Below are 22,957 nucleotides of genomic sequence, written 5' to 3'. Positions count from 1 at the left end.
GAACTCCCACGGGTCCGGCCCGTTGAACGTCGTCGCATCCCAGTCGTGCTCGGCCGCGACCAGCAATGCCAGGAACCCGCCCAGCGAATGCCCCACCGTCGACACCGACGACCCCGGATACGAGTCGCTGACCCGATCGGCGAAGAACTGCGCATCAAGCACCTGCGACATCGGACCCTGCGCACCCCCGACAATCGTCTCGACATCCGCCAAAATGTCCGCCCGATGATCCGGATTCGTCCCCGCAAACGCCACAACAATCTGCGACATGTCCGGCACACCGTCCACCACCGGCACAACCGCCATCGCCTGGAAGCCGTTCGCAGGGTGATCCTCGGTATCGATCACCTGGTACACCTGAATGTTGTCGTCGCTACCAGCGCGAAACTTCTCGCCGACGCTTAACGGCGGGTCTTGAATCAAACGGTCCACTCGGTACGCGTGCTCCGCAAGGCGCTCGTACTGCTCGGCGGTCGTCACTCGATCACCTCCGACGTTCCATCGCTATAGACCACCGTCAACGGAAGATGCGGAGCAGGCGTTGGCGCGTCCGGCGGCATACCGGTGCCACCCACAAACGATGGACTGGTCGCCGGCCCGATGATCACGTAATACTCACTGCCCTCGACTGTTGCGATCGCATTCACGCACCAGGGGACGCCGAGCCCTGGTCGGCCGCCCTCCCGAGTAAATCGGATCTTTTCGACGTTCGGTTGGTACTCGTCGCGGAAGTAGAGCGCGGACGCGCGCTGCTGGTCCCGAACGGGAGGGTCTGGTGTCATGAGGCGATCTCCAATCAACGAACAAGCCGACAGACCTGCAATCAGAACGACGCCCAGCAGTGCAGCGCTCACCACTCGAACCACACGCGCACACGCAGAGTCGTCAATCGAGCGGGTCGTCCCGAACGACCGACCCGAGATGACCACGCGCCGTTGAGCAGTCGTCACTCGATCACCTCCGACGTTCCATCGCTATAGACCACCGTCAACGGAAGATGGGCGGGAGGCGTCGGCGCTTTAGGCGGCCTGCCCGTGCCGCCCACGAACGCCGGACCGCTTCCCGGCCCGATGATCACGAAGTATTCACTGCCCTCGATCGTTGCGATCGCGTTCACGCTCCACGGAGCGCCGAGCCCCGGTCGGCCGCCCTCCTGGGTGAACCGCACCTTCTCCACGTTCGGTTGGTACTCGTCGCGGAAGTGAAGCGCGGACGCGCGCTGCTGGTCCCGAACGGGAGGATCAGGTGTCATCAGGCGATCCCTTATCAACGAACAAGCCGACAAACCCACCACCAGAACAACGCCCAGCAGCGCAGCGCCCACCACTCGTCCAGCTACTCGCACGTCTCCCCCTCCCACGACGCCCGCCTATCACACGGCGCATCGGTATATTAAACATGAAACTATCAGATGTCGCACTACCGGCAATGGCCGTGATGCTGGCGGCCCACGTCTCGGACCCCCTCTGGTGCCCGACGCGCGTCGGCGTGCGTCCCGAATACCGCGGCGAGCAGCGGTGAGGGCGGTACCCGCATCCACTGGCCGGGCAGTATCGTGAGCGATCATGGACCGGGAACGACAACGCCTGCTGCTGGTGGAGGACGACCGGCAGCTCGGCCCGCTGATCGAGCAGGTGCTGGCGGAGACCTACGACGTCACGCGCGTCGCCGACGGTGACGAAGGCCTCAGGGTCGGCCTGGAGGAGAGCTTCGACGCGATCGTGGTCGACCGCAGGCTTCCCGGGCTGGACGGGGTGGCCATCGTGGAGACGCTGCGCGCCCGCCGCGTGGTCACGCCCATCCTGATGCTGACGGCGCTCGGCAGTCTGGGCGACAGGGTCACCGGACTGGATGCCGGCGCAGACGACTACCTGGTGAAGCCGTTCGAGTTCGACGAGCTGCTCGCCCGCCTCCGCGCCATCACCCGCACCTTCACCGGCGAGGGGCCGTCGCTGCCGGTGGGTGAGTGGCAGTTCTACCCGGAGAGCCGCTGCATCTACTCGCCGTACGACGGGCGCATCCAGTTGACCGTGCGGGAGAGCGCGCTGCTGCGGCTCCTCGCGGAGAATCCGCTGCGCACCTTCACACGCCGCCAGATCCTGAGCGAGGTGTTCGAGAGCGACGAGCAGCCGGGCACCGTCGACACCTACGTGCACTACGTGCGGCGCAAGACCGACAAAGACCTGATCAGCACGGTGCGCGGCGAGGGATACCGGCTGGGGCATCCGTGATGCGCCGCGTCGAGACCGATGTGGATGCGACCGCCGTCCGCCGCGCATCCCGGGTGGTCGGCCTGCAGATCACCATCGCCTCCGGGGCGCTGGTCATCGCTGCGATCGGGGTGGCGTTCTTCTTCGTCCTCGACCAGCTCCGGCCAGCAGAGCTCGCGGAGAAGCCGCGGCCGGGCGAGCACAAGATCTACATCGACACCACCGAGGCGCTGGTCGCGTTCGTCGTGGTCGGCGTGCTGGCCGTCGCGGTAGCCGGTCTCGCCAGCCTCATCATCACCCGCCGCGCCGTCGAGCCGCTCGGAAGGGCGCTGCGGATGCAGAGAGCGTTCGTGCAGGATGCGAGCCACGAGCTTCGCACCCCGCTGGCCGTGCTCGACGCGCGCCTGCAGATCCTGCAGCGTGCCCTTCCCGGCGACGACCCTTCCTCACCGATCGTCGCCGAACTGCGCGCAGACACGCGCGCCCTGATCGACATCGTGAACGACCTCCTGCTCGCCGCCGAACCTGTCCAGGATGCTCCGGCTGGGCCCACCAGCGTCCTCCCCGCCGTCGACAGGGCCGTCGACGCGATGCGCGTGCTCGCCGAACCGCACGGCATCCTGGTGCACGTGGATGCGGACACAACGCAGGACCCGCAGGTCGCGATGCCGGCGGCGAGCCTGCAGCGGTGCGTGACCGCGCTGGTGGACAACGCGCTCGCGCACTCGCCCGACCGGTCGACGATCACCGTCGCGGTGCGCGTGCAGGGACGGACGGTGCTGCTGACAGTGGCGGACCAGGGCGGCGGCATCCAGGGCATCGACCCACGGCGGATCTTCGACCGGTTCGCGCGGGCGCCCCGGGCGACGACGGACGGCGGTGCCGCATCCCGGCCAGGCACGACGCGCCCGAGCTTCGGCATCGGCCTCGCGCTGGTCCGCGACCTCGCGGCGCGCGCGGGCGGCAGCGTCGACGTCGCGGCGACCGGCGACGACGGGACGGTACTCAGGTTGAGCCTGCCCAGCCTGCCGATCCGCTCAGGTTCCTAGCGCGTCGCGCCGTCTTGGAGGATTCTGGGACGCAACAGGATGGACTGGGGGGAACAGTCCGCCCTGCGTGGGTTCGCCTGTGAGAGGGGAGGTCACCCGGTGTCAGTCGTCGCGACGCGCCCAGCGCCGGCCCGTGTCCGCCCGCTCTCCGACGCACGCTGGTTCGTCGCCGGTGTCGCCGGGCTCCTCGCGACGCTGCTCTCCGCCGCCGGCTCGTGGATCCCGTCACTGTGGGGCGACGAGGCGGCGAGCGTCATGTCCGCCCAGCGCTCCCTACCGTCTCTGGCATCGATGCTGGGCCACGTCGACGCGGTGCACGGCGCCTACTACCTCGGCCTGCACGCGTGGGTGCACCTCTTCGGCACCTCGCCGTTCGCTTTGCGCTTCCCCAGCGCGGTCGCCGTCGGGCTGACGACGGCCGCGGTGGTGGTGCTCATCTGGCGACTCGACGGACGCCGGATGGCGATGGTCGCCGGGGCGGTCTGCATGATCCTGCCGCGGGTGACGTACATGGGCGAGGAGGCCCGCTCGTTCGCTTTCAGCGCCGCCGCTGCCGCCTGGCTGACCGTGCTGCTCGTCGAGATCCTGCACCGGCGGGAGGTGAGCCGTCGCTGGTGGTTCGCCTACGGCGCCCTCCTCGCGGTCGGAACGTACGTGTTCCTCTACGTCGCCCTGTTCGCTGTGGTGCACGCGGTGATCCTCGCCACCGTTCGCGTGCGGCGCGCGACCCTGATCGGCTGGGTGGCCGCTGTCGCAGGAGCCGCGGTCGCCGTGCTGCCGCTCGGCATCGTCGGGCTCCTCGAACACGACCAGATCTCCTACCTCACCCAGATGGAGCAGTCGTCGTTCCTGATCCTCTTCAGTTCACTCTGGTTCAGCTCCTGGTGGGTGGCCGCAGCGGCGTGGGCGCTCATGCTGGCTGCGGTGTGCATCCCGTGGTGGATGCGGCTGCGCTCCGGTGTGCGCAACTCCTGGATGGTGACCAGGACAACGCCGACGCCGATCGCGGTGGCGGTCGCCTGGCTGGTCGTGCCGACCGGGGTGCTCGTCGCAGCGCAGGCCGTGATCCCGGACTTCACCGCCCGCTACGTCTCGTTCTGCGCTCCGGCCGCCGCGATCCTGGTGGCGTACGGACTCCGGGCGCTGTTCACGCTGCGCGCCTGGGCCGGAATCGCGGCCGGAGCGGTGCTGGTGGCCCTGATCGTCCCCGTCTACGCGGGTCAGCGCACGCCCTATGCCAAGAACAACAGCGACTGGGCCGAGCTCAGCGCGGTGGTCGGCGCCCACGCGCATCCGGGAGACGGCGTGATCTTCGACGAGGGCGCACGCCCCTCCCGCCGACCCCGGCTGGCCATGCACACCTATCCGGCCGGTTTCGCGGGTCTGGTGGACGTCACACTGGAGGTGCCGTTCCAGCAGAACTACACCTGGCACGACACCGCGTACTCGGTCGACCAGGCCGACGCCCGCGACCGCCTCGCCGGGATCGAACGGGTCTGGCTGATCGAATACGCCGAAACCCCCACCACTCCGGACAGTTGGGGGCTGGTGTCGCTGGAACGCGAGGGGTTCGTGCAGACCGGACTGCGGGTGGCGACGCACTCGGAGCTGGTGATCGAGCTGGAGCGGTGATGGGGGCTTGACCGGTGATGGGGGCTTGACCGGTCACTGCCGGTAGATTGCAGAGCGGACACGAACACAGGGGGATGCGGATGCGCGCGGTGATCCTCGGCGGAACGGGCGCCATCGGCGGCGCGACAGCCGAACGGCTGGCTCGCACCGGCTGGACGGTCGACGTCACCGGGCGGGACGCGACGGCGATGCCGGACGAGCTCAGCCGCGCCGGCGTGCGATTCCATTCGCTGGAGCGCGACCGGGTGTCCGGCATCGAGCGGCTGATCGGCGACGACACCGACCTGCTCGTCGACCTCGTGGCGTACTCGGCGCGGGATGCGCGTGCCCTGCTGCCCGCCATGGGTTCCGTGGGGCAGACGGTCGTCATCTCGACCAGAGCCGTCTACGTGGATGCGGATGGCAGGCACATCAACGGCGACGAGCCTCCGCGGTTCCCCGTGCCGCTCCGCGAGGACAATCCGACGCTGCCGCCCGCGGGCGACGACGTCGACCCGCACACCAGGGAAGGGTACGCGCCGTGCAAGGTCGCCGTCGAGCTGACCGTGCTCGGCAGCGGGCTCCCCGTCACGGTGATCCGGCCGTCCAAGGTGCACGGGCGGTGGGCGCGCAACGCCCGCACGCACGGGTTCGTGGATGCGATGCTGCGCGGGGATGAGCGGATCGAGCTGGCCGGCCGCGGGCAGACGGTGGATCACCTGACGGCCGCGGCGAACACGGCGGCGCTGATCGAGACGGTCGCACGGACGGCGGACCCTGCGGACGGGGCGGGGCCGCGCATCCTGAACAGCGCCGACCCTGACACACCGACGGCGGAAGAGATCGTGCGCGCCATCGGCGAGCGCGTCGGCTGGGCGGGGAGGATCGAGCTGCTCGGGCCGGGTGAGGGCGGCGGCGCGGTGGAGGCAGGTCGCGAGGGTGACGGCGACCCGACGCGCGACCCCGACCGCGGGCGCCACCCGTGGCTGGTCGCGCATCCGATCGTGCTCGACACCACCGCATCCACGGCCATCGGGTATGCGCCGGTGGGCGCAGGCCTGGAGCTGCTGATGGACGAAGTGGACTGGGTGCGTCGGCATGGCTGACCGGGTGACACCACGGCTGACCGTACCGCCGACGCTCCGGCCCGGGGATCGCGTCGCCGTGCTCTCGCCGTCGTTCGCAGCTCCCGGGTTCGCCCCGGACGTGCACGAGCAGGCGATGCGCCGGCTCGCGGAGGCGACGGGACTCGTGCCCGTCGAGTTCCCTACGACCAGGCTGCTCGGCGCATCTCCCGAGGCGCGCGCGGCCGACCTCAACGCCGCCTTCGCCGACCCGGGCATCCTGGCCATCGTGGCGACGATCGGGGGCGACGACCAGATCACCGTGATCCCACACCTGGACGCTGCCGCCGCTGTCGCGAACCCGACGCTCTTCCTCGGCTACAGCGACAACACGAACATCCTGAACTGGCTGTGGAACCTCGGGATCGCGGCGTACTACGGCGGCTCGACCCAGGTGCAGCTCGGCGCCGGACCCGGCATCGACGACATCCACCTGGCCGCGCTCCGTGCCGCGCTCCTCGACAGCGGACGCCTCGAGGTGACCGATCCCGGCGTCTCGGAGGACTTCGGGATCGACTGGCGTTCACCGCTCGCGCTGACGCAGCACGGCGACCGCGAGGCGACCGAGCCGTGGGTGTGGGCCGGAGCCGAGACACGCGTGGTCGGCCGGACCTGGGGCGGATGCGTCGAGGTGATCGACCAGCTCGCGGTCGCCGGCCGGCTGCCGCCGCTGGAGGCATTGCGCGGAGGCATCCTGCTGCTGGAGACGAGCGAGGAGGTGCCGCCCGCGCGGGTCGTCCTGCGCTGGGTGCGCGCCCTGGGCGAGCGCGGCGTGCTCGCGGCCGTGTCGGGCGTGCTGCTGGCACGGCCCCCGGCGAGCGAGTTCGGGAACATCCCGTCCGCGCAGGATCGAACGGCCTACCGGGCGGAGCAGAGCGCGACGGTGATCTCGGAGGTGCTGCGATACAACCCGGATGCGGTGATCTGCACGGGAGTGCCGTTCGGGCACACGCGACCGCAGTGGATACTGCCGTACGGAGGTCTGATGGAGGTCGACGGAGTGACGAGGCGGATCGTGGCGGACTACTCGGGGGCGAGCGCGTGGTGACGACGATGGCCACCGAGCAGGCCGCGTACGTGCTCGGTGTGCATCCGACGGCGTCCGCCGCCGATGTCGAGCGGATGTACGCGTGGCGGATCGCGACGACCAGCCCGGACGACACCCACCAGCGCGAGGCGTTGTGGCGGGCGAGGGAGACGCTGCTCGGCCGGTCGCGGTCGCGAACGGGCGCGATCGTCGGGTGGGCCGTCGGCGGCGCGGCCGGGCTGGTCATACTGATCGTGATCGTCGCGCTGGTCGCCACGAGCGTGTTCCGGGTGGTCGAGTCGGAGACGACCGACCGGGCTGCGGGCGTGCCGGGACAGAGCCAGGTGTTCGACGACGTGACCGTGCAGTACTCGGGCACGGGATGGACGTTCATCCTCACCTCACCGCGGGACTGCCCGGCGGCGAAAGTCGTCGTCGGGTTCTCCGACACCCGCGACGGCGACGTCATCGACCAGTTGACGGACACGGCGCCGCTGCAGGCGGGGGTGCCGTATACCTACACGGCGGAGGACAACGCATCCACGCATCCGTACGCGCAGATCGTCGAGATCGTCTGCCACGCGATGTGACGAGGGGGGCGCGCCCGCTACGCCTCTGTAAGCAGCGCCTGCACAGTTTCGAGCAAGTGTGGCACCCTCGCGGACGCCGCCTGCCACACGACGGCGTCATCAACCACCGCGTACCCGTGCGCCAACACGTTGCGGAGGCCGATGATTCGAACGAGATCCGGGATTCGCTCCGCCGTCTCCGCGTCGACTTTGCGGAGGTTGTTCAACGCCTCCCCGACGATGAGGAGCTGACGCTCGACAGCGGAGCGGTGCAGATCGTCTGCAATGTAGGAGTCCTGCGTGAGGCCAGCAATGAAAGATGCGATGCGCTCAGCGGCTTCCTGCACATCCCACAGGTGCGCGGCGGATTCAGGCCGCATAGAACTCTTCCGCTGTCGCGAGAGCGGATTTCGCGAAGTACGGATTGTTCACGGCGTTGGCCATGACCAGGTCGACCCGGCGTTCGAGCAGCGCTTCGAGATCCTCTTTCAGTCCGAAATACGCGTCGAAGAGATCGTTCGTCCCCGAAGCGAACTCCACGAAGAAGTCGACGTCACTGTGCTCCTCGTCGAATCGTCCGTTAACCGCCGAACCGAACAGACGGAGGCTGCTCACGCCGTGGGCGCGGCACAGCAACGCGATTGCGTCGCGATCCAGTGTGAACGCCGTGGCCATGACCGCAGTCTAGCGATGGCGCTTCGACAACGGGTCGCGCCCGCCCTTCACCCCCGCAGGTGCGCGTGCAGCTCCCGAACCGCGGCGCCGAGCGCGGCTTCGGCCGCCGGCTGCGTCGACGCGGGGACAGTGGATGCGCTGAGTGCGACGATCGCGAAGCAGGAGCCGTCCGCGTGTTCGAGCACTCCCGCCTCGTGTCGCAGGTTGAGGAGCGTTCCGGTCTTGGACGCCCAGCGGGCGTCGTCGGAGGCGAGGTCGGGGGCGAGGCGGTGCCGGATGGTGTTGCCGTGCAGGTGCTCGCGGAGACGCGCCGCGGCGGCGGGAGGGATGCCGCGCCCGCGCCAGACGGCCTCCAGCAGATCGGCGAAGCCGCTCGCGGTGACGGTGTTCGTCCTGGCAACGTCGAGCTGCCGCACGGGATGGCCGTTCGCCGGAGTGCTCCCGCGGATCGCGAGCGTGTGGGCGAGGTGGGCGTCGTCGGGGGCGAAACGTTCGAGGGGCGTGTCCGACAGGTCGGCGAACGGGTGGCGCACGGCGATGCCCCGGATGCCGAGGCTGTCCAGGTCGGACATCACGTCGGCGGCGGGGACGATGGCGAGCAGCGCGTCTGCTGCGCCGTTGTCGCTGATGGTGACGGCGAGCGAGACGAGGTCGTCGACGGCGATGGTGGATGGGTGACGGAACCGGCCTGTGCCCGGCGTTGCCTCGCCGGGGTCGCCGGGCGGCACGGTCACCGGGAGGGCGCCGTCGAGCCTGCCGTCGGCGATTCGGATGAGGGCGGAGAGTGCGATCGGAACCTTCGCGAGCGACGCGGCCGGTGTGGGGACGTCCGCGTCGATGGCGACCTCGCGGCCGGAGTCGATGTCGCGGACGACGATGGATGCGCGGAGCCCAGCGCCGGCGAGGTCGGCGCGGATGTCGGAGAGGAGGCGCTGGTCAGGCACGGGGGTCCCCCGCCGCGTCCGCGTCGCCGGACGCGGCCGCCACGCCGAATGCCGCCGTCACAGCAGGAGCACCCGCAGCATCCACCGCGCCGAGCGCCGCCGCGAGCTCGTCCGCGACAGCCGCCCGCACCGCGTCGACGTCGTGCCCGCTGTCACCGGCGATGGCGAACCCTCTTGCGAGCGCGAGTCCCGCGAACGGCCGCCAGTGCAGGCGGAGCGCGTCGGCCTCCGCACTGGTGCAGAGGAGCAGGTCGCCGCTTGTGAGCACCGCGGCGAGCGCGGACGTGGTCGACGCATCCACCGGGAGCTGCCCAGGCAGGAGTCCGGCAGCGTACCCGGCGCGGGTGAGCCGGTCGCGGATGTGCGGGAGGTCGTCCTCCGGTCCGATCCGGATGCGCGTGCCAGCGTCCGCGTCGCCCGGCGCGCGCGTGCCTCTCGGCTCGTGCGCGCCCCTGGGTGAGCGCGTGCCCCTCGGAGCGCGCAGGCCCTCCAGCCGGAGCGGACGATCGGTCGGGCGGCGGCCGGCGGCGCCGAGCTCGGCGACCCAGTCCGCCTCGTCCGGAGGCACGGCGAGCGCCGCGACCCGCACCGCGAGCGTCGTGGCCAGCTCGGCGCGACGGACGGGAGCCTCCGTGCGGAACTCCAGCCGCAACCCGGCCACGCGACCGGCCGCGTCGGCGACCGCGAGATCTCGAGTGGAGCATCCGGTGGGCACCGCGACCGTCACGGGGCGCAGTCGCGCACGCTCGGCGTCGAGCTCCACCTCATCGGCCAGGCGGACGAGCCTGCGCGCGGACGGCACGAGGTCACGGCCGAACGCCGTCAGCACGGCGCGACGGGCGTTCCGTTCGAGGAGCGGGGCGCCGAAATGCCGTTCGAGCGCCAGGATGCGGCGGCTCGCGACGGACTGTGCCACATCCAGCGCGGCGGCCGCACGCGTGACGGTGCCGCGCTCGTCGAGCTCGACAAGCACCCGGAACGCCGCGATCAGATCCATCGCTGCAGCCTACGCCCATGCGGAAAGCGCATGAGTCGGCGCGATCCGGTCTTCGACGGGATCGATCGGGCGAGGGAGGGTGGGGGCATGAACACTCGAACACGATTCGCCTTCCGCGCCGCGGCGGTGTCCGTCGCGGTCTCCGCCGTGCTCACGGGCTGCCAGGTCTCCGGCGCGACCGCTGTGACACCGCCCGCGGTGGGGGCGTCGGCGTCCGGCGCACCTGCAGCCGCATCCACGACCCGCGCGTTCGCCGCGCTCGAACGCAGCCACGCCGCAACCCTCGGGGTCGCCGCGATCGACACCGGCACCGGGCGGACCGTCGGCTTCCGGGCGGGCGAGCGCTTCCCGTTCGCGTCGTCGAACAAGACGTTCATCGCCGCGGCCACCCTGCAGCGCGCGACGACCGCCGACCTCGACACCGTCATCCACTACACGCAGGCCGACATCCTCGACTACGCCCCGATCACGAGCCGCTTCGTCGACAGCGGCATGACCGTACGCGAACTCGTCGACGCCATGCTCCGCTTCAGCGACAACACAGCCGCCAACCTCCTCGTCGCCCGCCTCGACGGCCCGGCTGCGGTGGAACAGTGGATGCGCGGAATCGGCGACCGCATCACCAACGTCGACCGCACCGAACCCGACCTCAACGAGGCGATCCCCGGCGACCCCCGCGACACGACGACCCCCTCACAGTTCGCCGCCGACCTGCGCTCGGTGCTGCTCGGAAAGTCGCTCGAGACCGCCGACCGCACACTGCTGCGCAACACCATGCTCAGCAACACGACGGGCGACGACACCATCCGCGCGGGCGTCGACCCCGCCTGGCCGGTCGCCGACAAGACCGGCACGGGCGAGTACGGCGTGCGCGACGACATCGCCGTGGTCTACCCGGCCGGACGTGCGCCGATCATCGTGGTGGTGCTGACGAGGAAGGACGCGCCGGACGCGACGCCAGACAACGCCCTGCTCGCCGAGGCGACGAAGGTCGCGGTCGGCGCGCTGGGGCGGTAGCCGATCCGGCTGTCGTCGGGTCTGAGCCCGCACTGATGGCGGGCGACGCCGTCTTCGTCGGTGGCGTGTCGTCTTCGTCGGTGGCGCGCCGTCTTCGTCGGTGGCGCGGCCGGGCGGCCTGGCTATTCGCAGGCGACGCCGTCCCCGTCACGGTCGAGCGTGCGCGAGTAGCCAGGCTCGCCCACGTGGATGGGTGCGGCGCCTGCCGCTCGTGCCGCAGCGCAGTTGGGGTAGTAGACGTCGACGGGCGCTGGCGGAGCCGGGGCGGGTGCGGGCGGGGCGGGTGCGGGCGGAGCTGCAGGAGCAGCAGCCACCGGAGCGGCCGGTGCGGGGTCGGCGTTCACCGGCACCGGCACCGCCTCCGGCTCCGGCGCGACCGGCGGCGGCGCGAACGGCGACGTGAACGCGGGCTGGTCAGCGCATCCGGAGAGCACGCGGGCGATGGCGTCGTGCTCGGCCTTCGTCACCCACAATCCGTATGCGGCCTTCACCGATACCTGGCGGGCGACGTATGCGCAGCGGACGTCCTTCTTCGGCGGCAGCCAGGTGGCCGCATCGCCCGCGCCCTTCTGGGCATTGACGGCGGAACCGACCGCGATCAGGTTCAGCGGGTCGTTCGCCAGGCTGATCCGCTGAGCCTGCGTCAGCTTCTGGGCGCCGGTCTCCCACGCGTTCAGCAGTGGGACGACGTGGTCGATCTGAACGGCTAGGGATGTCGTGCGTCCGCGGGTGAACGAGATCGTCTTCCCCGTGTACGAGTCGAGCAGCGTCCCCGACACCACCGTGCAGCCGCCGCTCACGGTTGCCGGGTGAAGGTCGCGGCCGAGGATGTCGTTGCGGGTGTCGCATCCATTGCGGTCGACGTCGAGCCACGCGTCGCCGAACCTGCCCGTGCGGTCATAACCGGTCTTGGGTGCGCGGCCTTTGACCGGCAGGGTCTCGAGAAGGGCGACCGCGGTGGTCGGGGTGGCCGAGGCGTCGGCGAGGACGGTGGATGCGGCGTCGACCGGCGCGGAGACCCGGTCCGGCGCATCCGGCTCGGGCGTGACAGAAGGGATGACCGTGGGGGACGGCGTGCTAGTGCGGCCCGCCTCGTCGCTTGCCGACCTGACGCCCTCCGACCCGCAGGCGGCGAGCGCGGCGACCAGTCCCGCCGCGACGACCACCGCCGCGGCTCGACGTCGCAGAATCCCGTGGCGGTCAGAATGCGTCAGCCTGCCGGCCCGCTCTCCGCTGTTCTCAGGGGACGACGGCTGAGTGAGGCGTGGAGCAGACACGAACAGCAGTCTCTCAGGAAATCCATTGACTTCGCGTCCCAAGAGCAGGGTACATACATTGGGTTTCAGTAGGTCAGCGCCCCGCGCATCCCACGCACATCCACCGTCACCGGCGCGACAGCGTCGTCTCCTCCGCCACCCGCGTGAGCTTCTGCGGGTTGCGGACGAAGTAGAGGCCCACGATGCGGCCGTCTGCCACCTGGGCGGCGAGGACGCCGTCCATCACACCGTCGACGCTGAGGACCAGGGCCGGGTTGCCGTTGACGGTGGTCAGCGCGCCGGTGACCGCCGCGCCCGCCTTGCGGATGCCGCCCGCGATGAAGCGCGCCACCTTGTCCGCGCCGACGATCGGGCGGAGGGCCGCCTGCTTGAGGCCGCCGCCGTCGCTGACGAGCACGACGTCGGGCGCGAGGACGGACAGCACCGCCTCCGCGTTCCCCGTCTCCACTGCCACCCGGAACGCTTCCAGCGCTGCCCGCGCTTCCGCGGCCGACACCGGGATGCGGGGACGCCGCGCCTCGACGTGGCCGCGGGCGCGGTGAGCGATCTGCCGCACTGTGGCCGGGGTCCTGTCGACGGCGGCGGCGATCTCGTCGAAGCTGAAACCGAAGACCTCGCGCAGCACGAACACCACGCGCTCGGTCGGGCCGAGTGTCTCCAGCACCACCATCAGCGCCATCGAGACGCTCTCCGCGAGCTCGGCGTCCTCGGCGACATCCGGCGCGGTCAGCAGCGGCTCGGGCAGCCAGGGTCCGATGTACGCCTCCCGGCGGCGCTGCACGGAACGCAGCCGGTTGAGTGCCAGCCTGGTCGCGATCCTGACCAGGTATGCGCGCTCGTTCTGCACCTTCGAGCGGTCGACGCGGACCCAGCGCAGCCAGGTCTCCTGCAGCACGTCCTCCGCGTCGGCCGCCGAGCCGAGCATTTCGTAAGCGACCGTGAAGAGGAGGTTGCGGTGCGCGACGAAGAACTCCGTGGCGTCCTGCTCGTCGGCCAACCCGTCGCCTAGCTGCTCGATCTGCTCGGCAGTCTGCTCGTCGGCCCCGTCGCCTTCCCGCGCATCCCCCACCGCATCCCCGGTCATTTCCGCTCCCCTCGCCCGGACACCGCCAACGCACTCGACCCTGCGAGCATACGGCGGCGATCCTTGTCCCCGAAGGCCGCCGGCAGTCGCGTCGCTCCCGGGTGCCGTGCTTCGAGCGTGAGCTGCTCGACCGTTCCCCAGCACACCAGTGCCTTCACCTTCGCGCCGGCACGTCCCGAGATGAACGCGCGCGTCGCCGTGTCGTCCCTGTGCTCGAACTGGAAGATCCCGCTGTCGCGTCCGAGGCTCAGGCAGAGGCCGACGAAGCTGAGGGAGAACGGCGTCGGCTGCTCTCCCGCGATCCTGCGCAGCACCGTGTCGGCCGCGTGACCGCCGAGCGGACCCGCCGCCTGGCAGCTCATCCGCACCGGGACCTCGGACGGGGCGGCCGAGTCTCCCGCCGCCACGATCCGGTCGTCGTCCACGCTCGTCAGCGTCTCGTCGGTGACCAGGCGGCCGAGCGCGTCCGTCGTCAGGCCGCTGCGCCGTGCGAGGTCGGGCACGCCGAAGCCGGTCGCCCAGATCGTCACCGCGCTGGGGATGCGGCGGCCGTCCGACAGCTCGACCGCATCCGGTGTCACGGCGGTCACCCGGGAGCCAGGGCCGTCCTCGACGCGCACCCCGAGCGCGGCCAGGCGGCGCGCGACTACGCGGCGAGCCCGCGGGTGCAGCGACGGGCCGAGCTGACCGGCGCAGAACAGCACGACGTCCCGCCCATTCTCTGCGAGCTCCGCGGCGGTCTCGATGCCGGCCGGTCCGGCGCCGACGACGCCCACGCAGGCCGCCGGACCCGCTGCGGCCAGCGCATCCCGAAGTCGCTCCGCGTCCGCGAACTCGGCGATCGGCAGCGCGTGCTCCGCGGCGCCGCGCACCCCGAGGACGCCGCGGCTGCTTCCCGCCGCGTAGACGAGGTGGTCGTATGCGATGCTGCCGCCGGAGGCGAGGATCACCCTCCGACCGGCCGCGTCGAGGCGCTCGACCGTGTCGACAACGAGGTCGATGCGGTCGGCGAGCACCTTCCCGAAGTCGACGACGGCGTCGTCCGACCCGCCGACGAGCTGGTGCAACCGGATGCGCTCGACGAACATCGGCCGCGCGTTCACGAGAGTCACGGCGACATCGTCGCGCCGCGTCAGACGGTTGGCGGCTGTCACACCGGCGTATCCCCCGCCGATGACGACGACCTGGTGCTGGGTGGTCATGGTGTCTCCTCTGTTCGTGTCCATGCACCATCAGGACACCGGCCGAGTCCGGGATGTGACACGACGCCGCGACGAAAGCGACACGACCAGCCGAACTCACCCGTCGAGCAGCCCCCGGATGTCGTCCGCACTCAGGGCGCCGTCGAACGCGCCGCCCGGGTCGTCCATCAGCGCCTCGAACAGGCGGGCCTTGCGCTCCTTCAGCGCCATCACCTTGTCTTCGATGGTGTCGTCGGCGATCATCCGGTACACCATCACGTTCTTCTGCTGCCCGATGCGGTGGGTGCGGTCGATGGCCTGCGACTCGGTCGCCGGGTTCCACCACGGGTCGAGCAGGAAGACGTAGTCGGCCTCTGTCAGGTTCAGGCCGAAGCCGCCCGCCTTGAGGCTGATCAGGAACGCGGGGGCGTCGCCGTTCCGGAAGCCGTCGATGACCTCATCGCGGCGGCGGGTGGAACCGTCGAGATACGCGTACCCGATGCCGCGCTCGTCGAGGCGAACGGCGACCGTTCGCAGCAGACTCGTGAACTGGCTGAAGATCAGCGCCCGGTGGCCGCCGGCCACCACATCGGCCAGTTCGTCCAGCAGCACATCGATCTTCGCCGACGGGATGCCCGCATACTGGGCGTCGACCAGGCTCGCGTCGAGTGCCAGCATCCGCAGCAGCGTGAGCGAGCGGAACACGATGAAGCGGTTGCGATCCAGGTCGTCGACCAGTCCGAGGATCTTCTGGCGCTCCCGCTGCAGAACGAGGTCGTAGAGTCTGCGGTGCTTCGGAGCCAGCTCGACGCGCAGCACCTGCTCCTGCTTCGGCGGCAGCTCGGACACGACCGCCTCCTTCGTGCGACGCAGCATCAGCGGCCGCACCCGCTGCCGCAGCCGGACCAGCAGGTCGGGTCGGTCGCCGGCGGCGAGTGGTTTGAGGTACCGGTCGGTGAAGCTCGACCGCGGCGGAAGCAGGCCGGGCGACACGACACGGAAGATGGACCAGATATCGAGGAGGTCGTTCTCCATCGGGGTGCCGGTGATCGCGAGCTTGAACGGTACCCGCAGATCGCGTGCGGCCTCGTGCGCCTTCGAGGTCCTGTTCTTGATGAGCTGCGCCTCGTCGAGGATCAGCCCCGCCCATCCCTCGGCCTGGTAGCGGGCGATGTCGAGTCGGAACAGGGCGTATGAGGTGACGACCACATCCACTCCGTCGGCGATGTCACGCAGCGGTCGGCGGCTCTTCGCCTGGGTAGCCGTGACGGCGCGCACACTGAGCTCCGGCGTGAACCGAGCGGCCTCCGCCACCCAGTTCGAGACGACAGAGGTCGGCGCGACGACCAGGAACGGCGGACCGCCCGGCTCCCTGCCGCGGGCGTGGGCGATCAGCGCGAGGGTCTGCAGCGTCTTGCCGAGCCCCATGTCGTCGGCGAGCACGCCGCCCAACCCGTGCTCCCACAGGAAGGCGAGCCAGCGGAAGCCGTCCACCTGATACGGCCGCAGGGTCGCCGCGACCGACGCCGGCACCGGGACGTCGTCGGGCGACTCGCCGTCGCGGATGGCCCGCAGGCCCTCCGCCGTGCGGCGCCACGATTCCGCCTGATGCGCCTCGTCGGCGAGCTCGACGAACTCCGACCAGAGACTGGCCTGGTAGCGACTGATCCTCAGCGAGCCAGGCTCCCACTCGTCCAGCGACTTCGCCTCGTCGATGAGCGCCCGCAACCGGTCGAACACCGGCTGCTGCAGCGACAGATATGACTTGTCGACCAGCAGCAGCTTGGGCCGCCCCTGCGACAGCGCTGTGAACAGCGGAGTGAATGGGATGGTGCGCCCCTCGACGGTCACCAGCACACCGAGGTCGAACCAGTCGCGCTTGTCCGTCTCCACCGTGGTCACGACGAGCTTCGGCGTGTCCACCAGCTCGCGGTAGTCCGGCCGGTCGCCGACGATGTCGACCCTCACGTCCTTTCGGCGTTGCAGCGCCGGCAGCAGTGTCGCGGAGAACTCCGCGGCGTCGAGCCCAGTGAGCTCGGCGGCGTGCGGACGCCACCCCAGGGCGTCGACGAGCCCGCCGGGCACGGGATGCGCATCCACGGGCTCCGCGCCGGTCGCGGACAGCCACGCCCAGTCCAGTTCGAGCCTGTCGTTCCCGGCGAACGTCGCCGTGAGCACGAGCACGGGCGGCAGGATCTCGGGGAACTCGACGGACGCATCCGTGCTCACCACCTCGACCACGCCCTGCAGCCGCGGATAGTAGGAGCGCAGGAACTCGTCGGTCTCGGCCGCCGGCACCTCGATGGTGTCGTCGGCGGCGAGGAGCCTCCGCTGCTCGGCGCTCAGGGTCTTCGCCGTGCGCGCGAGCGTGAACCGGGGCACGAGGTCGAGGCTCCAGAGGTAGATGCCGTGGTCGGCGATGGCGCCCGCCGCCGACCCGGGATGCGCCGTCTCACCCACCAGCGCGACCGTGCGCAACCGCAGGCCGCCGTCCGGCAGGGTGTCCGCATCCACTGCCACAGACGCACCATCGGCGACCATGACATCCGTCTCGCGCTTCCCGGTGACGAGCGCGACGCCCAGCCGCTCGCCCTCCTCGAGCAGCGGCCACAGCAGCGGGCTCGCGAAGTCGTCGACGTACAGCCAGTCCGCCTCGCCGGGTACATAGACATCGCGCCCGGCCCGGTGCAGCGCGGCGAACTGCCCGAACCAGGCGTGCTGCGCGGGATCGAGCGACAGCCGGTTGAGCAGGTGCGGCAAAGCCGACCAGGTGAGCGAGCCGCGCACCCAATTGCCGGTGCCGCTCCGCATCACCGGGCGCACCCCCAACCGCAGCATCCCGCGCCCGCCCCTGCCGGGGCTCGCGGCTGTGGCGGCGGTCGCCGTGCGGGACGTCGGTGCATCCCACCGGCCCGTGGATGCGCGGGTGCGCTCCCGCAACTCGAACTGCAGGCCAAGCGCCGCAGCGCGGGCGGGCGCCGCGACACTGCCGGCCGGGGCGCTCGCGGCGGCCGGACGGGTGAGCCCGGAGACCTGCGCCTTCCACCCTGCGGGGGTGGGGGTGTCTGGCATGGGACTCAGCCTCTCACGGGCCGGGGACACGCGAACACTGGGACGAAGGAGAGCGGCGGAGACGGCAGCGGCGTGGGCGCGCGGCGTGCGGCGTGCGGCGTGCTCCGACGGTGGTCACGAGCGTCGCGTCGCCCGCATGGCGGCCTGGATGCGCCGGTCGAGGTCGTCGAGCTCGGCCATGAGGTCGGACGCGACCCACACGCGGTCGCGCTTGCGTCCCGTGATCTCGCGGATGATCCCCGCCTCCGCGATCCGGTCCAGCGCCTTGTAGGTCTGCGGCGTCCCGGAACCGGACAGCCGCTCGGCGTCCGCCGAGGTCATCACGGGATGGTCGTAGAACGCCGAGACGAGATTGGCGACCGCCGACCCCGCGCGGCCGTCCAGCTCGGCACGCCACTCGCCGGGCAGCCCGTCGATGCGGTCGATGGATGCGCGCGCCTCGACGGCCGCGATGCGCGCCGCGGTCGCGATGAGCCGGATGATGTCCGTCGGATCGCCTGTGCGATACGCGGTGAGAGCGTCGAAGTAGTCGTCTCGCCTGCCGAGAATCCCGCTCGCGAGCGGGATGACCGTGTGCGCGGTGACACCCCGACGGCGCAGAACCGCGCTGATGATGGCGCGGCCGACACGTCCGTTGCCATCCGTGAACGGGTGGATCGACTCGAACTGGGCGTGCCCGATCGCCGCCTGGACGATCACGGGAACGTCGTCGCGGTTCAGGAAGGCGACGAGGTCGTCGAGCAGCCCGGGGACACGCTCCGGCGCGGGAGGAACGTGCAGTGCGTCGCGAGGCGAGTAGTCGCTGCCGCCCACCCAGTTCTGCATGTCGCGCACGGCACCCGCGTACCGGGACTCGTGCGGGTCGTCCGCCATCAGGTCGCGGTGCGCGGAGACAATGCTGTCGACCGTGATCGCGCCGGTCTCTCCCGCATCCCGGACCAGCGCATGCAAAGCTGCGGACGCGGCGACCATGCTCGTGGCGCTCTCGTTGCCCCTGGCACCGGCGATGGCGCGGGCGAAGTCCTCCGCCGAGGCGCTGATGCGCTCGATCTTGGAGGACGCGACGGACTCCGTGCGCAGCATGAAACGGGAGAGCGCTTCGCTGTGCCCTTCCGCCGTCGTGTCCGTCGCCGCCACCGCGAGCAGAGCGCTCTCGCTGTCGCGGACGATGTCGAGCGACGGCTCGAAATCGAGTCCGGCGATATTCGGCGGGATGGTCGCCGCGACCTGGGTGAGCATCCGATCCTCGCGAGAGCCGACGCGCTGCATCTGGCGCCACGGAAGCACCTCGATGTCGTGCGCAGGCCAAAGCGTCATAAACCGTACTATCTCGCTCGTTATTATGGTTTAAGGGTATTAAAGCATAATAAAGGGAGGCTTATTCCGGTTTCGGCGCGCCTCACATCGTCTGCCGCATCCCGCCGTCGATGACGATGTCCGCACCGGTGAGGTTGCCGAGGAGCGGAGACGCGATCATGGTGACGAGGGCGGCCACCTCCTCCGGCGTCGTGAAGCGGCCCGTCACCATGGCCTGCTCCGCGCCGTGCCGCACCTCCTCCGGGGTACCGCCGCCCGCCGCGGAGACCGTCTTGGCCACTCCGCCGTCGCCGAGCCAGAGGGCCGTCGCCACGGGGCCGGGACTGATCGCGTTGACGCGGACGCCGCGCGGACCGAGCTCTTTCGAGAGGGACTTGCTGAAGCTGAGCACGGCGGCCTTCGCGGCGCTGTAATCCATCACGAGCGGGTCGGCGAGTTTCGCGTTCTCGCTGGCGATGTTGACGATCGAGCCGCCGTCGGGGATCTTCCCGAGGAGCGCGCGCGTCACGCGGACGGTGGCGAGCGTGTTCAGCGCGTAGGTGCGCATCCAGTCGTCGTCGGCGATGGATGCGAACCCGCCAGGACGCGACGGCGCGGCACCGACGTTGTTGACCAGGAGGTCGACCGGCGCGTCGACCTCGTCGGCGAACGCCGTGATCGCGACAGGGTCGGACAGGTCGACGGAGAAGAAACGGAAACGGTCGTCGGCCCGCAACGCCGCGATGTCGTCGGTGACGGTCTTGGCGATGGCGGTGACGCGCGCTCCCTCGCCGAGCAGGGAGTGCACGATGGCGAGTCCGATGCCCCTGCTGGCACCGGTGACGATGGCGGTCTTGCCGTTCAGAAGGAGGTCCACAGTGCGAGGGTATGGCGCGGGTCGGGATTCGGCTAGGGCGTGTTCGCGCGGGCGCGGCCCGCCGTGGTCACCCCGACGCTCCGCCGCCGTTCGCGGCCAGCCACTCCAGCACCCGCGGCATCGCCTTGTTCGCCACCGTGCCGTGTGTCGCGCCCTCGATGCGGTCGTAGGTGACCGCCGTGCCCTCGCCTTTCTCGCGCGCGACGAACGCGTCCGTCGCCGACGGCCTGACCAGCTTGTCCGCGAGGCCCTGCGCCACGAACAGCGGAACCGCGATCCTGGATGCGCCAGGCGTGTTCGCCGCGAGCAGCCCCGACCACGGTTCCGTCGTCTCCGGGTCTGCGGACAGGAAGGAGCCGACGAGCGGTTTCGCGACCGCGTGCAGAGCCGAGTTCTGGGTGAGGAGGCAGAAGCCGTTCATGGTGGGGAGCGCATCCACTGCCGCGGGTGTCAGGATGCTCTGCGCGGGCACGTCGTACACGGACGAGAAGGCGGCGAACGCGTACGAAGCGATGCTCACCCCGGAGATGTCGCCGATGTCTGCGCGCATCAGGCTGGCGAGGTCGGTGGCTGGGGCGGCGACCGCGGCGGCGCGGACGTCGAGGTCCGGCGCGTACGATGCGGCGAGCTGCGCTGCGAACAGCGCGGCCTGGCCGCCCTGCGAGTGGCCCCACAGCACGACCCGGTTGCTGGCCTCCGCGCCGAGGACGTCGCGGGCAGCCCTGGCGGCGTCGAGCACGTTCCTGCCCTCGGTGTCGCCGATGAGGTACGAGTCAGGGCCGGGCACGCCCATCCCGGTGTAGTCGGTGTAGACGACGGCGTAGCCGCGGGAGAGCAGATCGGTGAGGCCTTCGACGAAGACGTACGGGTCGAAGAACCGCGACGGCGCGCACTTCTCCGCGCTGCCCGTGGTCGGGTGGCCCCACGAGACGATCGTCCGCCCTCCGGCCGGGGCCGGTTTGTCGGGGACGACGAGGAGGCCGCTGTTCACGACCGGCTTACCGTCGAGGTCGGTGGAGCGGAACATGATGCGCCACGCGGCGGCGCCCGAGGGCTGGCCCGGCGCCTCCTCCGTGGCGATGAGCGAGCCGGGCGCGCCGTCCGGAAGCGGCGACGGCACACGATAGAAACTGCCGACGTATGGGCGGGCACCGAGGTCCTCCTCGACCCGCGTGACCTGGGTGGGCGAGCATCCGGTCAGCACGGCGACCGCCGCCACCACCACGGCCACCACCCGCACCCCTCGCCTGCTCACACGCAAACGCTACCCCGCCCCTTCCCGCTCCCCGAAGCAATCGAGCCGGGGGTTATGCACGCGACACGCCGGGTGGAGGCGTGCATAAGTCCCGGCTCGATTGCTTCGGGGGGCGGTGGGAGGATGGTGGCGTGCTGGTTGACGCGCTGGTGAAGACTTCGGAGGCCGTCGCATCCACTCGGTCCCGGCTGGCGAAAGTGGATGCGCTCGCCGGGCTGCTCTCGCAGCTAGCGCCGGAGGAGATCGCGCCGGCGGTCGGGCTGCTCGTCGGCAAGCCGCGCCAGGGCAGGGTCGGCGTCGGCTGGCGTGGGCTGTCCGCCGCGATCGGCGCACCGGCCTCCCAGCCCAGCCTCACCGTCGACGACCTGGATGCGCTGCTCGACCGCCTCGCGGCACTGTCCGGCACGGGGTCGGCCGGGGACCGCACCCGCGAGCTGCGCGCGTTCACGGAGCGCGCCACCGCGGAGGAACAGGACTTCATCGCCAGGGCGCTACTGGGCGAGATGCGCACCGGCGCGCTGGAAGGCGTCCTCACCGACGCCATCGCCAGGGCCGCCGACCGGCCAGGGGATGCGGTGCGGCGCGCGGCGATGCTGACCGGCGACCTCGGCGAGACGGCCAGGCTCGCGCTGACCGGCACGGCGGCCGAGCTCGCCGCCGTCGGCCTCGTGGTCGGGCGGCCCGTGCAGCCGATGCTCGCCGCCACGGCAGCGAGCGCTTCGGCCGCGCTCGAGACGACCGGCGAGGCGTCGGTGGAGTTCAAGCTGGACGGCGCGCGCATCCAGGTGCACCGGTTCGGCGACGACGTGCGGGTGTTCACGAGGAACCTCGCCGACATCACCCGCCGCGTGCCAGAGGTGGTCGAGGTGGTGCGCGGGATGCCTGTGCGCGACGTCATCCTCGACGGCGAGACCCTCTCCCTCGACGAGGACGGCGCCCCGCGCCCGTTCCAGGAGACGATGTCCCGGTTCGGGGCGGAGGCCGCGCGCGAGGCGGTCCTGCATCCGTGGTTCTTCGACGTGATGCACGTCGACGGCCGCGACCTCCTCGACGAGCCGCTGTCCACGCGGAGGGCCGAGCTGGAGCGGATCGCGGGCGCGCACCGCATCCCCGGCGAGGTCACAGACGACCCCGCGGTGGCGGAGCGGATCGCGGAGGATGCGCTGGCGGCCGGTCAGGAGGGCGTGGTCGTGAAGGCCATCGACTCGCCATACGCAGCCGGGAGACGAGGGTCGTCCTGGATCAAGGTGAAGCCGGTGCACACCTACGACCTGGTGGTGCTGGCGTGCGAGTGGGGTTCCGGGCGCCGACAGGGCTGGCTGTCCAACCTGCACCTCGGCGCGCTCGACCCGGACGGCGAGTTCGGCGAACCAGGCGGCTACGTGATGGTGGGCAAGACGTTCAAAGGCCTCACCGACGAGCTGCTGCGCTGGCAGACGGAGCACTTCCAGCAGATCGAGGTGCGCCGAACGGCCGGGACCGTGTGGGTGACTCCGACGACCGTCGTGGAGATCGCGATCGACGGAGTGCAGCGGTCCAGCCGGTATCCAGGCGGGATCGCGCTGCGCTTCGCGCGGGTGAAGCGGTACCGCGACGACAAAGACGCGGCAGAGGCCGACACGATCCAGACGCTGCGGGGGCTGCTGCGGGAGTGACGTTGCCGGCTGATGCTGCGGGCGGGGAGCCCGGTGG

General features: G+C 70.8%; 21 protein-coding genes and 1 pseudogene. 8 read left to right on the top strand and 14 right to left on the bottom strand.

Annotated features, from left to right (window positions below; genetic code table 11):
• From ACYVGI_RS12460 to ACYVGI_RS12450, 3 genes and pseudogenes are all read right to left on the bottom strand, one after another.
• Positions 1 to 480: pseudogene (locus tag ACYVGI_RS12460) on the bottom strand (hypothetical protein); the annotation flags it as partial.
• Positions 477 to 854 carry a hypothetical protein gene (locus ACYVGI_RS12455; protein ID WP_460632932.1) on the bottom strand — a complete coding sequence of 126 codons (378 nt, stop codon included), beginning with the start codon at positions 852 to 854 and terminating at the stop codon, positions 477 to 479. The pseudogene ACYVGI_RS12460 and the gene ACYVGI_RS12455, both read right to left, overlap by 4 nt.
• Positions 855 to 946: 92 nt before the next feature.
• Positions 947 to 1,252 (bottom strand): hypothetical protein, encoded by a 306-nt coding sequence (locus tag ACYVGI_RS12450; RefSeq protein ID WP_460632931.1) that lies wholly within the window; start codon positions 1,250 to 1,252, stop codon positions 947 to 949.
• Between the two features lie 313 nt (positions 1,253 to 1,565).
• Between ACYVGI_RS12450 and ACYVGI_RS12445 the strand changes: the two genes are divergently transcribed.
• From ACYVGI_RS12445 to ACYVGI_RS12420, 6 genes are all read left to right on the top strand, one after another.
• On the top strand, positions 1,566 to 2,231 hold the full coding sequence (locus tag ACYVGI_RS12445; protein ID WP_460632930.1) for a response regulator transcription factor: 666 nt from the start codon (positions 1,566 to 1,568) through the stop codon (positions 2,229 to 2,231).
• Positions 2,231 to 3,259 carry a sensor histidine kinase gene (locus ACYVGI_RS12440; RefSeq protein ID WP_460632929.1) on the top strand — a complete coding sequence of 343 codons (1,029 nt, stop codon included), beginning with the start codon at positions 2,231 to 2,233 and terminating at the stop codon, positions 3,257 to 3,259. The genes ACYVGI_RS12445 and ACYVGI_RS12440 overlap by 1 nt, the downstream gene beginning before the upstream one ends.
• 99 nt (positions 3,260 to 3,358) lie before the next feature.
• The gene (locus tag ACYVGI_RS12435; protein ID WP_460632928.1) at positions 3,359 to 4,891 is read left to right on the top strand and encodes a glycosyltransferase family 39 protein; all 1,533 of its coding nucleotides are present in this window, start codon (positions 3,359 to 3,361) and stop codon (positions 4,889 to 4,891) included.
• 80 nt (positions 4,892 to 4,971) lie between these two features.
• Entirely contained in the window at positions 4,972 to 5,976 is a 1,005-nt protein-coding gene (locus ACYVGI_RS12430; protein WP_460632927.1) for an NAD-dependent epimerase/dehydratase family protein, read from the top strand.
• Complete coding sequence (locus ACYVGI_RS12425; protein ID WP_460632926.1) at positions 5,969 to 7,042, top strand: S66 family peptidase; 1,074 nt, start codon at positions 5,969 to 5,971, stop codon at positions 7,040 to 7,042. The genes ACYVGI_RS12430 and ACYVGI_RS12425 overlap by 8 nt, the downstream gene beginning before the upstream one ends.
• Positions 7,043 to 7,047: 5 nt before the next feature.
• A complete protein-coding gene (locus tag ACYVGI_RS12420; protein WP_460632925.1) occupies positions 7,048 to 7,611 on the top strand; it encodes a hypothetical protein in 564 nt (187 codons plus the stop codon).
• Between the two features lie 17 nt (positions 7,612 to 7,628).
• Here the strand turns inward: ACYVGI_RS12420 and ACYVGI_RS12415 are convergent, their stop codons facing one another.
• From ACYVGI_RS12415 to ACYVGI_RS12400, 4 genes are read right to left on the bottom strand one after another with little or no spacing between them, the layout of a single operon-like run.
• Positions 7,629 to 7,970 carry a HepT-like ribonuclease domain-containing protein gene (locus ACYVGI_RS12415; RefSeq protein WP_460632924.1) on the bottom strand — a complete coding sequence of 114 codons (342 nt, stop codon included), beginning with the start codon at positions 7,968 to 7,970 and terminating at the stop codon, positions 7,629 to 7,631.
• Positions 7,960 to 8,265: a nucleotidyltransferase family protein gene (locus tag ACYVGI_RS12410; RefSeq protein ID WP_460632923.1), complete on the bottom strand. Its 306-nt coding sequence runs from the start codon at positions 8,263 to 8,265 to the stop codon at positions 7,960 to 7,962. Before ACYVGI_RS12410 ends, ACYVGI_RS12415 begins: the two co-directional genes overlap by 11 nt.
• Before the next feature lie 47 nt (positions 8,266 to 8,312).
• Positions 8,313 to 9,209 carry a serine hydrolase gene (locus ACYVGI_RS12405; RefSeq protein WP_460632922.1) on the bottom strand — a complete coding sequence of 299 codons (897 nt, stop codon included), beginning with the start codon at positions 9,207 to 9,209 and terminating at the stop codon, positions 8,313 to 8,315.
• Positions 9,202 to 10,206, bottom strand: a complete 1,005-nt coding sequence (locus ACYVGI_RS12400; RefSeq protein ID WP_460632921.1) for a LysR family transcriptional regulator — start codon at positions 10,204 to 10,206, stop codon at positions 9,202 to 9,204. The genes ACYVGI_RS12405 and ACYVGI_RS12400 overlap by 8 nt, the downstream gene beginning before the upstream one ends.
• 87 nt (positions 10,207 to 10,293) lie before the next feature.
• On the opposite strand from ACYVGI_RS12400, the gene bla reads away from it, so the two are divergent.
• Positions 10,294 to 11,223, top strand: a complete 930-nt coding sequence (gene bla / locus ACYVGI_RS12395; protein WP_460632920.1) for a class A beta-lactamase — start codon at positions 10,294 to 10,296, stop codon at positions 11,221 to 11,223.
• Between the two features lie 122 nt (positions 11,224 to 11,345).
• Here the strand turns inward: bla and ACYVGI_RS12390 are convergent, their stop codons facing one another.
• From ACYVGI_RS12390 to ACYVGI_RS12360, 7 genes are all read right to left on the bottom strand, one after another.
• On the bottom strand, positions 11,346 to 12,500 hold the full coding sequence (locus ACYVGI_RS12390; RefSeq protein ID WP_460632919.1) for an excalibur calcium-binding domain-containing protein: 1,155 nt from the start codon (positions 12,498 to 12,500) through the stop codon (positions 11,346 to 11,348).
• A gap of 106 nt (positions 12,501 to 12,606) precedes the next feature.
• Complete coding sequence (locus tag ACYVGI_RS12385; protein ID WP_460632918.1) at positions 12,607 to 13,584, bottom strand: RNA polymerase sigma-70 factor; 978 nt, start codon at positions 13,582 to 13,584, stop codon at positions 12,607 to 12,609.
• On the bottom strand, positions 13,581 to 14,786 hold the full coding sequence (locus ACYVGI_RS12380; RefSeq protein ID WP_460632917.1) for an NAD(P)/FAD-dependent oxidoreductase: 1,206 nt from the start codon (positions 14,784 to 14,786) through the stop codon (positions 13,581 to 13,583). Before ACYVGI_RS12380 ends, ACYVGI_RS12385 begins: the two co-directional genes overlap by 4 nt.
• A 96-nt stretch (positions 14,787 to 14,882) precedes the next feature.
• Positions 14,883 to 17,837, bottom strand: a complete 2,955-nt coding sequence (locus tag ACYVGI_RS12375; RefSeq protein ID WP_460632916.1) for a DEAD/DEAH box helicase — start codon at positions 17,835 to 17,837, stop codon at positions 14,883 to 14,885.
• A gap of 114 nt (positions 17,838 to 17,951) precedes the next feature.
• Positions 17,952 to 19,154, bottom strand: a complete 1,203-nt coding sequence (locus tag ACYVGI_RS12370; RefSeq protein ID WP_460632915.1) for a Fic family protein — start codon at positions 19,152 to 19,154, stop codon at positions 17,952 to 17,954.
• A gap of 82 nt (positions 19,155 to 19,236) precedes the next feature.
• On the bottom strand, positions 19,237 to 20,010 hold the full coding sequence (locus ACYVGI_RS12365; RefSeq protein ID WP_460632914.1) for an SDR family NAD(P)-dependent oxidoreductase: 774 nt from the start codon (positions 20,008 to 20,010) through the stop codon (positions 19,237 to 19,239).
• A 67-nt stretch (positions 20,011 to 20,077) separates the two neighbouring features.
• Positions 20,078 to 21,265, bottom strand: coding sequence for an alpha/beta fold hydrolase (locus ACYVGI_RS12360; RefSeq protein WP_460632913.1), 1,188 nt, complete (start codon positions 21,263 to 21,265; stop codon positions 20,078 to 20,080).
• 131 nt (positions 21,266 to 21,396) lie between these two features.
• On the opposite strand from ACYVGI_RS12360, the gene ACYVGI_RS12355 reads away from it, so the two are divergent.
• The gene (locus ACYVGI_RS12355; RefSeq protein WP_460632912.1) at positions 21,397 to 22,920 is read left to right on the top strand and encodes an ATP-dependent DNA ligase; all 1,524 of its coding nucleotides are present in this window, start codon (positions 21,397 to 21,399) and stop codon (positions 22,918 to 22,920) included.
• Positions 22,921 to 22,957: the final 37 nt, after the last annotated feature.

Source organism: Leifsonia lichenia (assembly GCF_054780215.1).
This window is presented reverse-complemented; position numbering and strand designations above follow the sequence as displayed.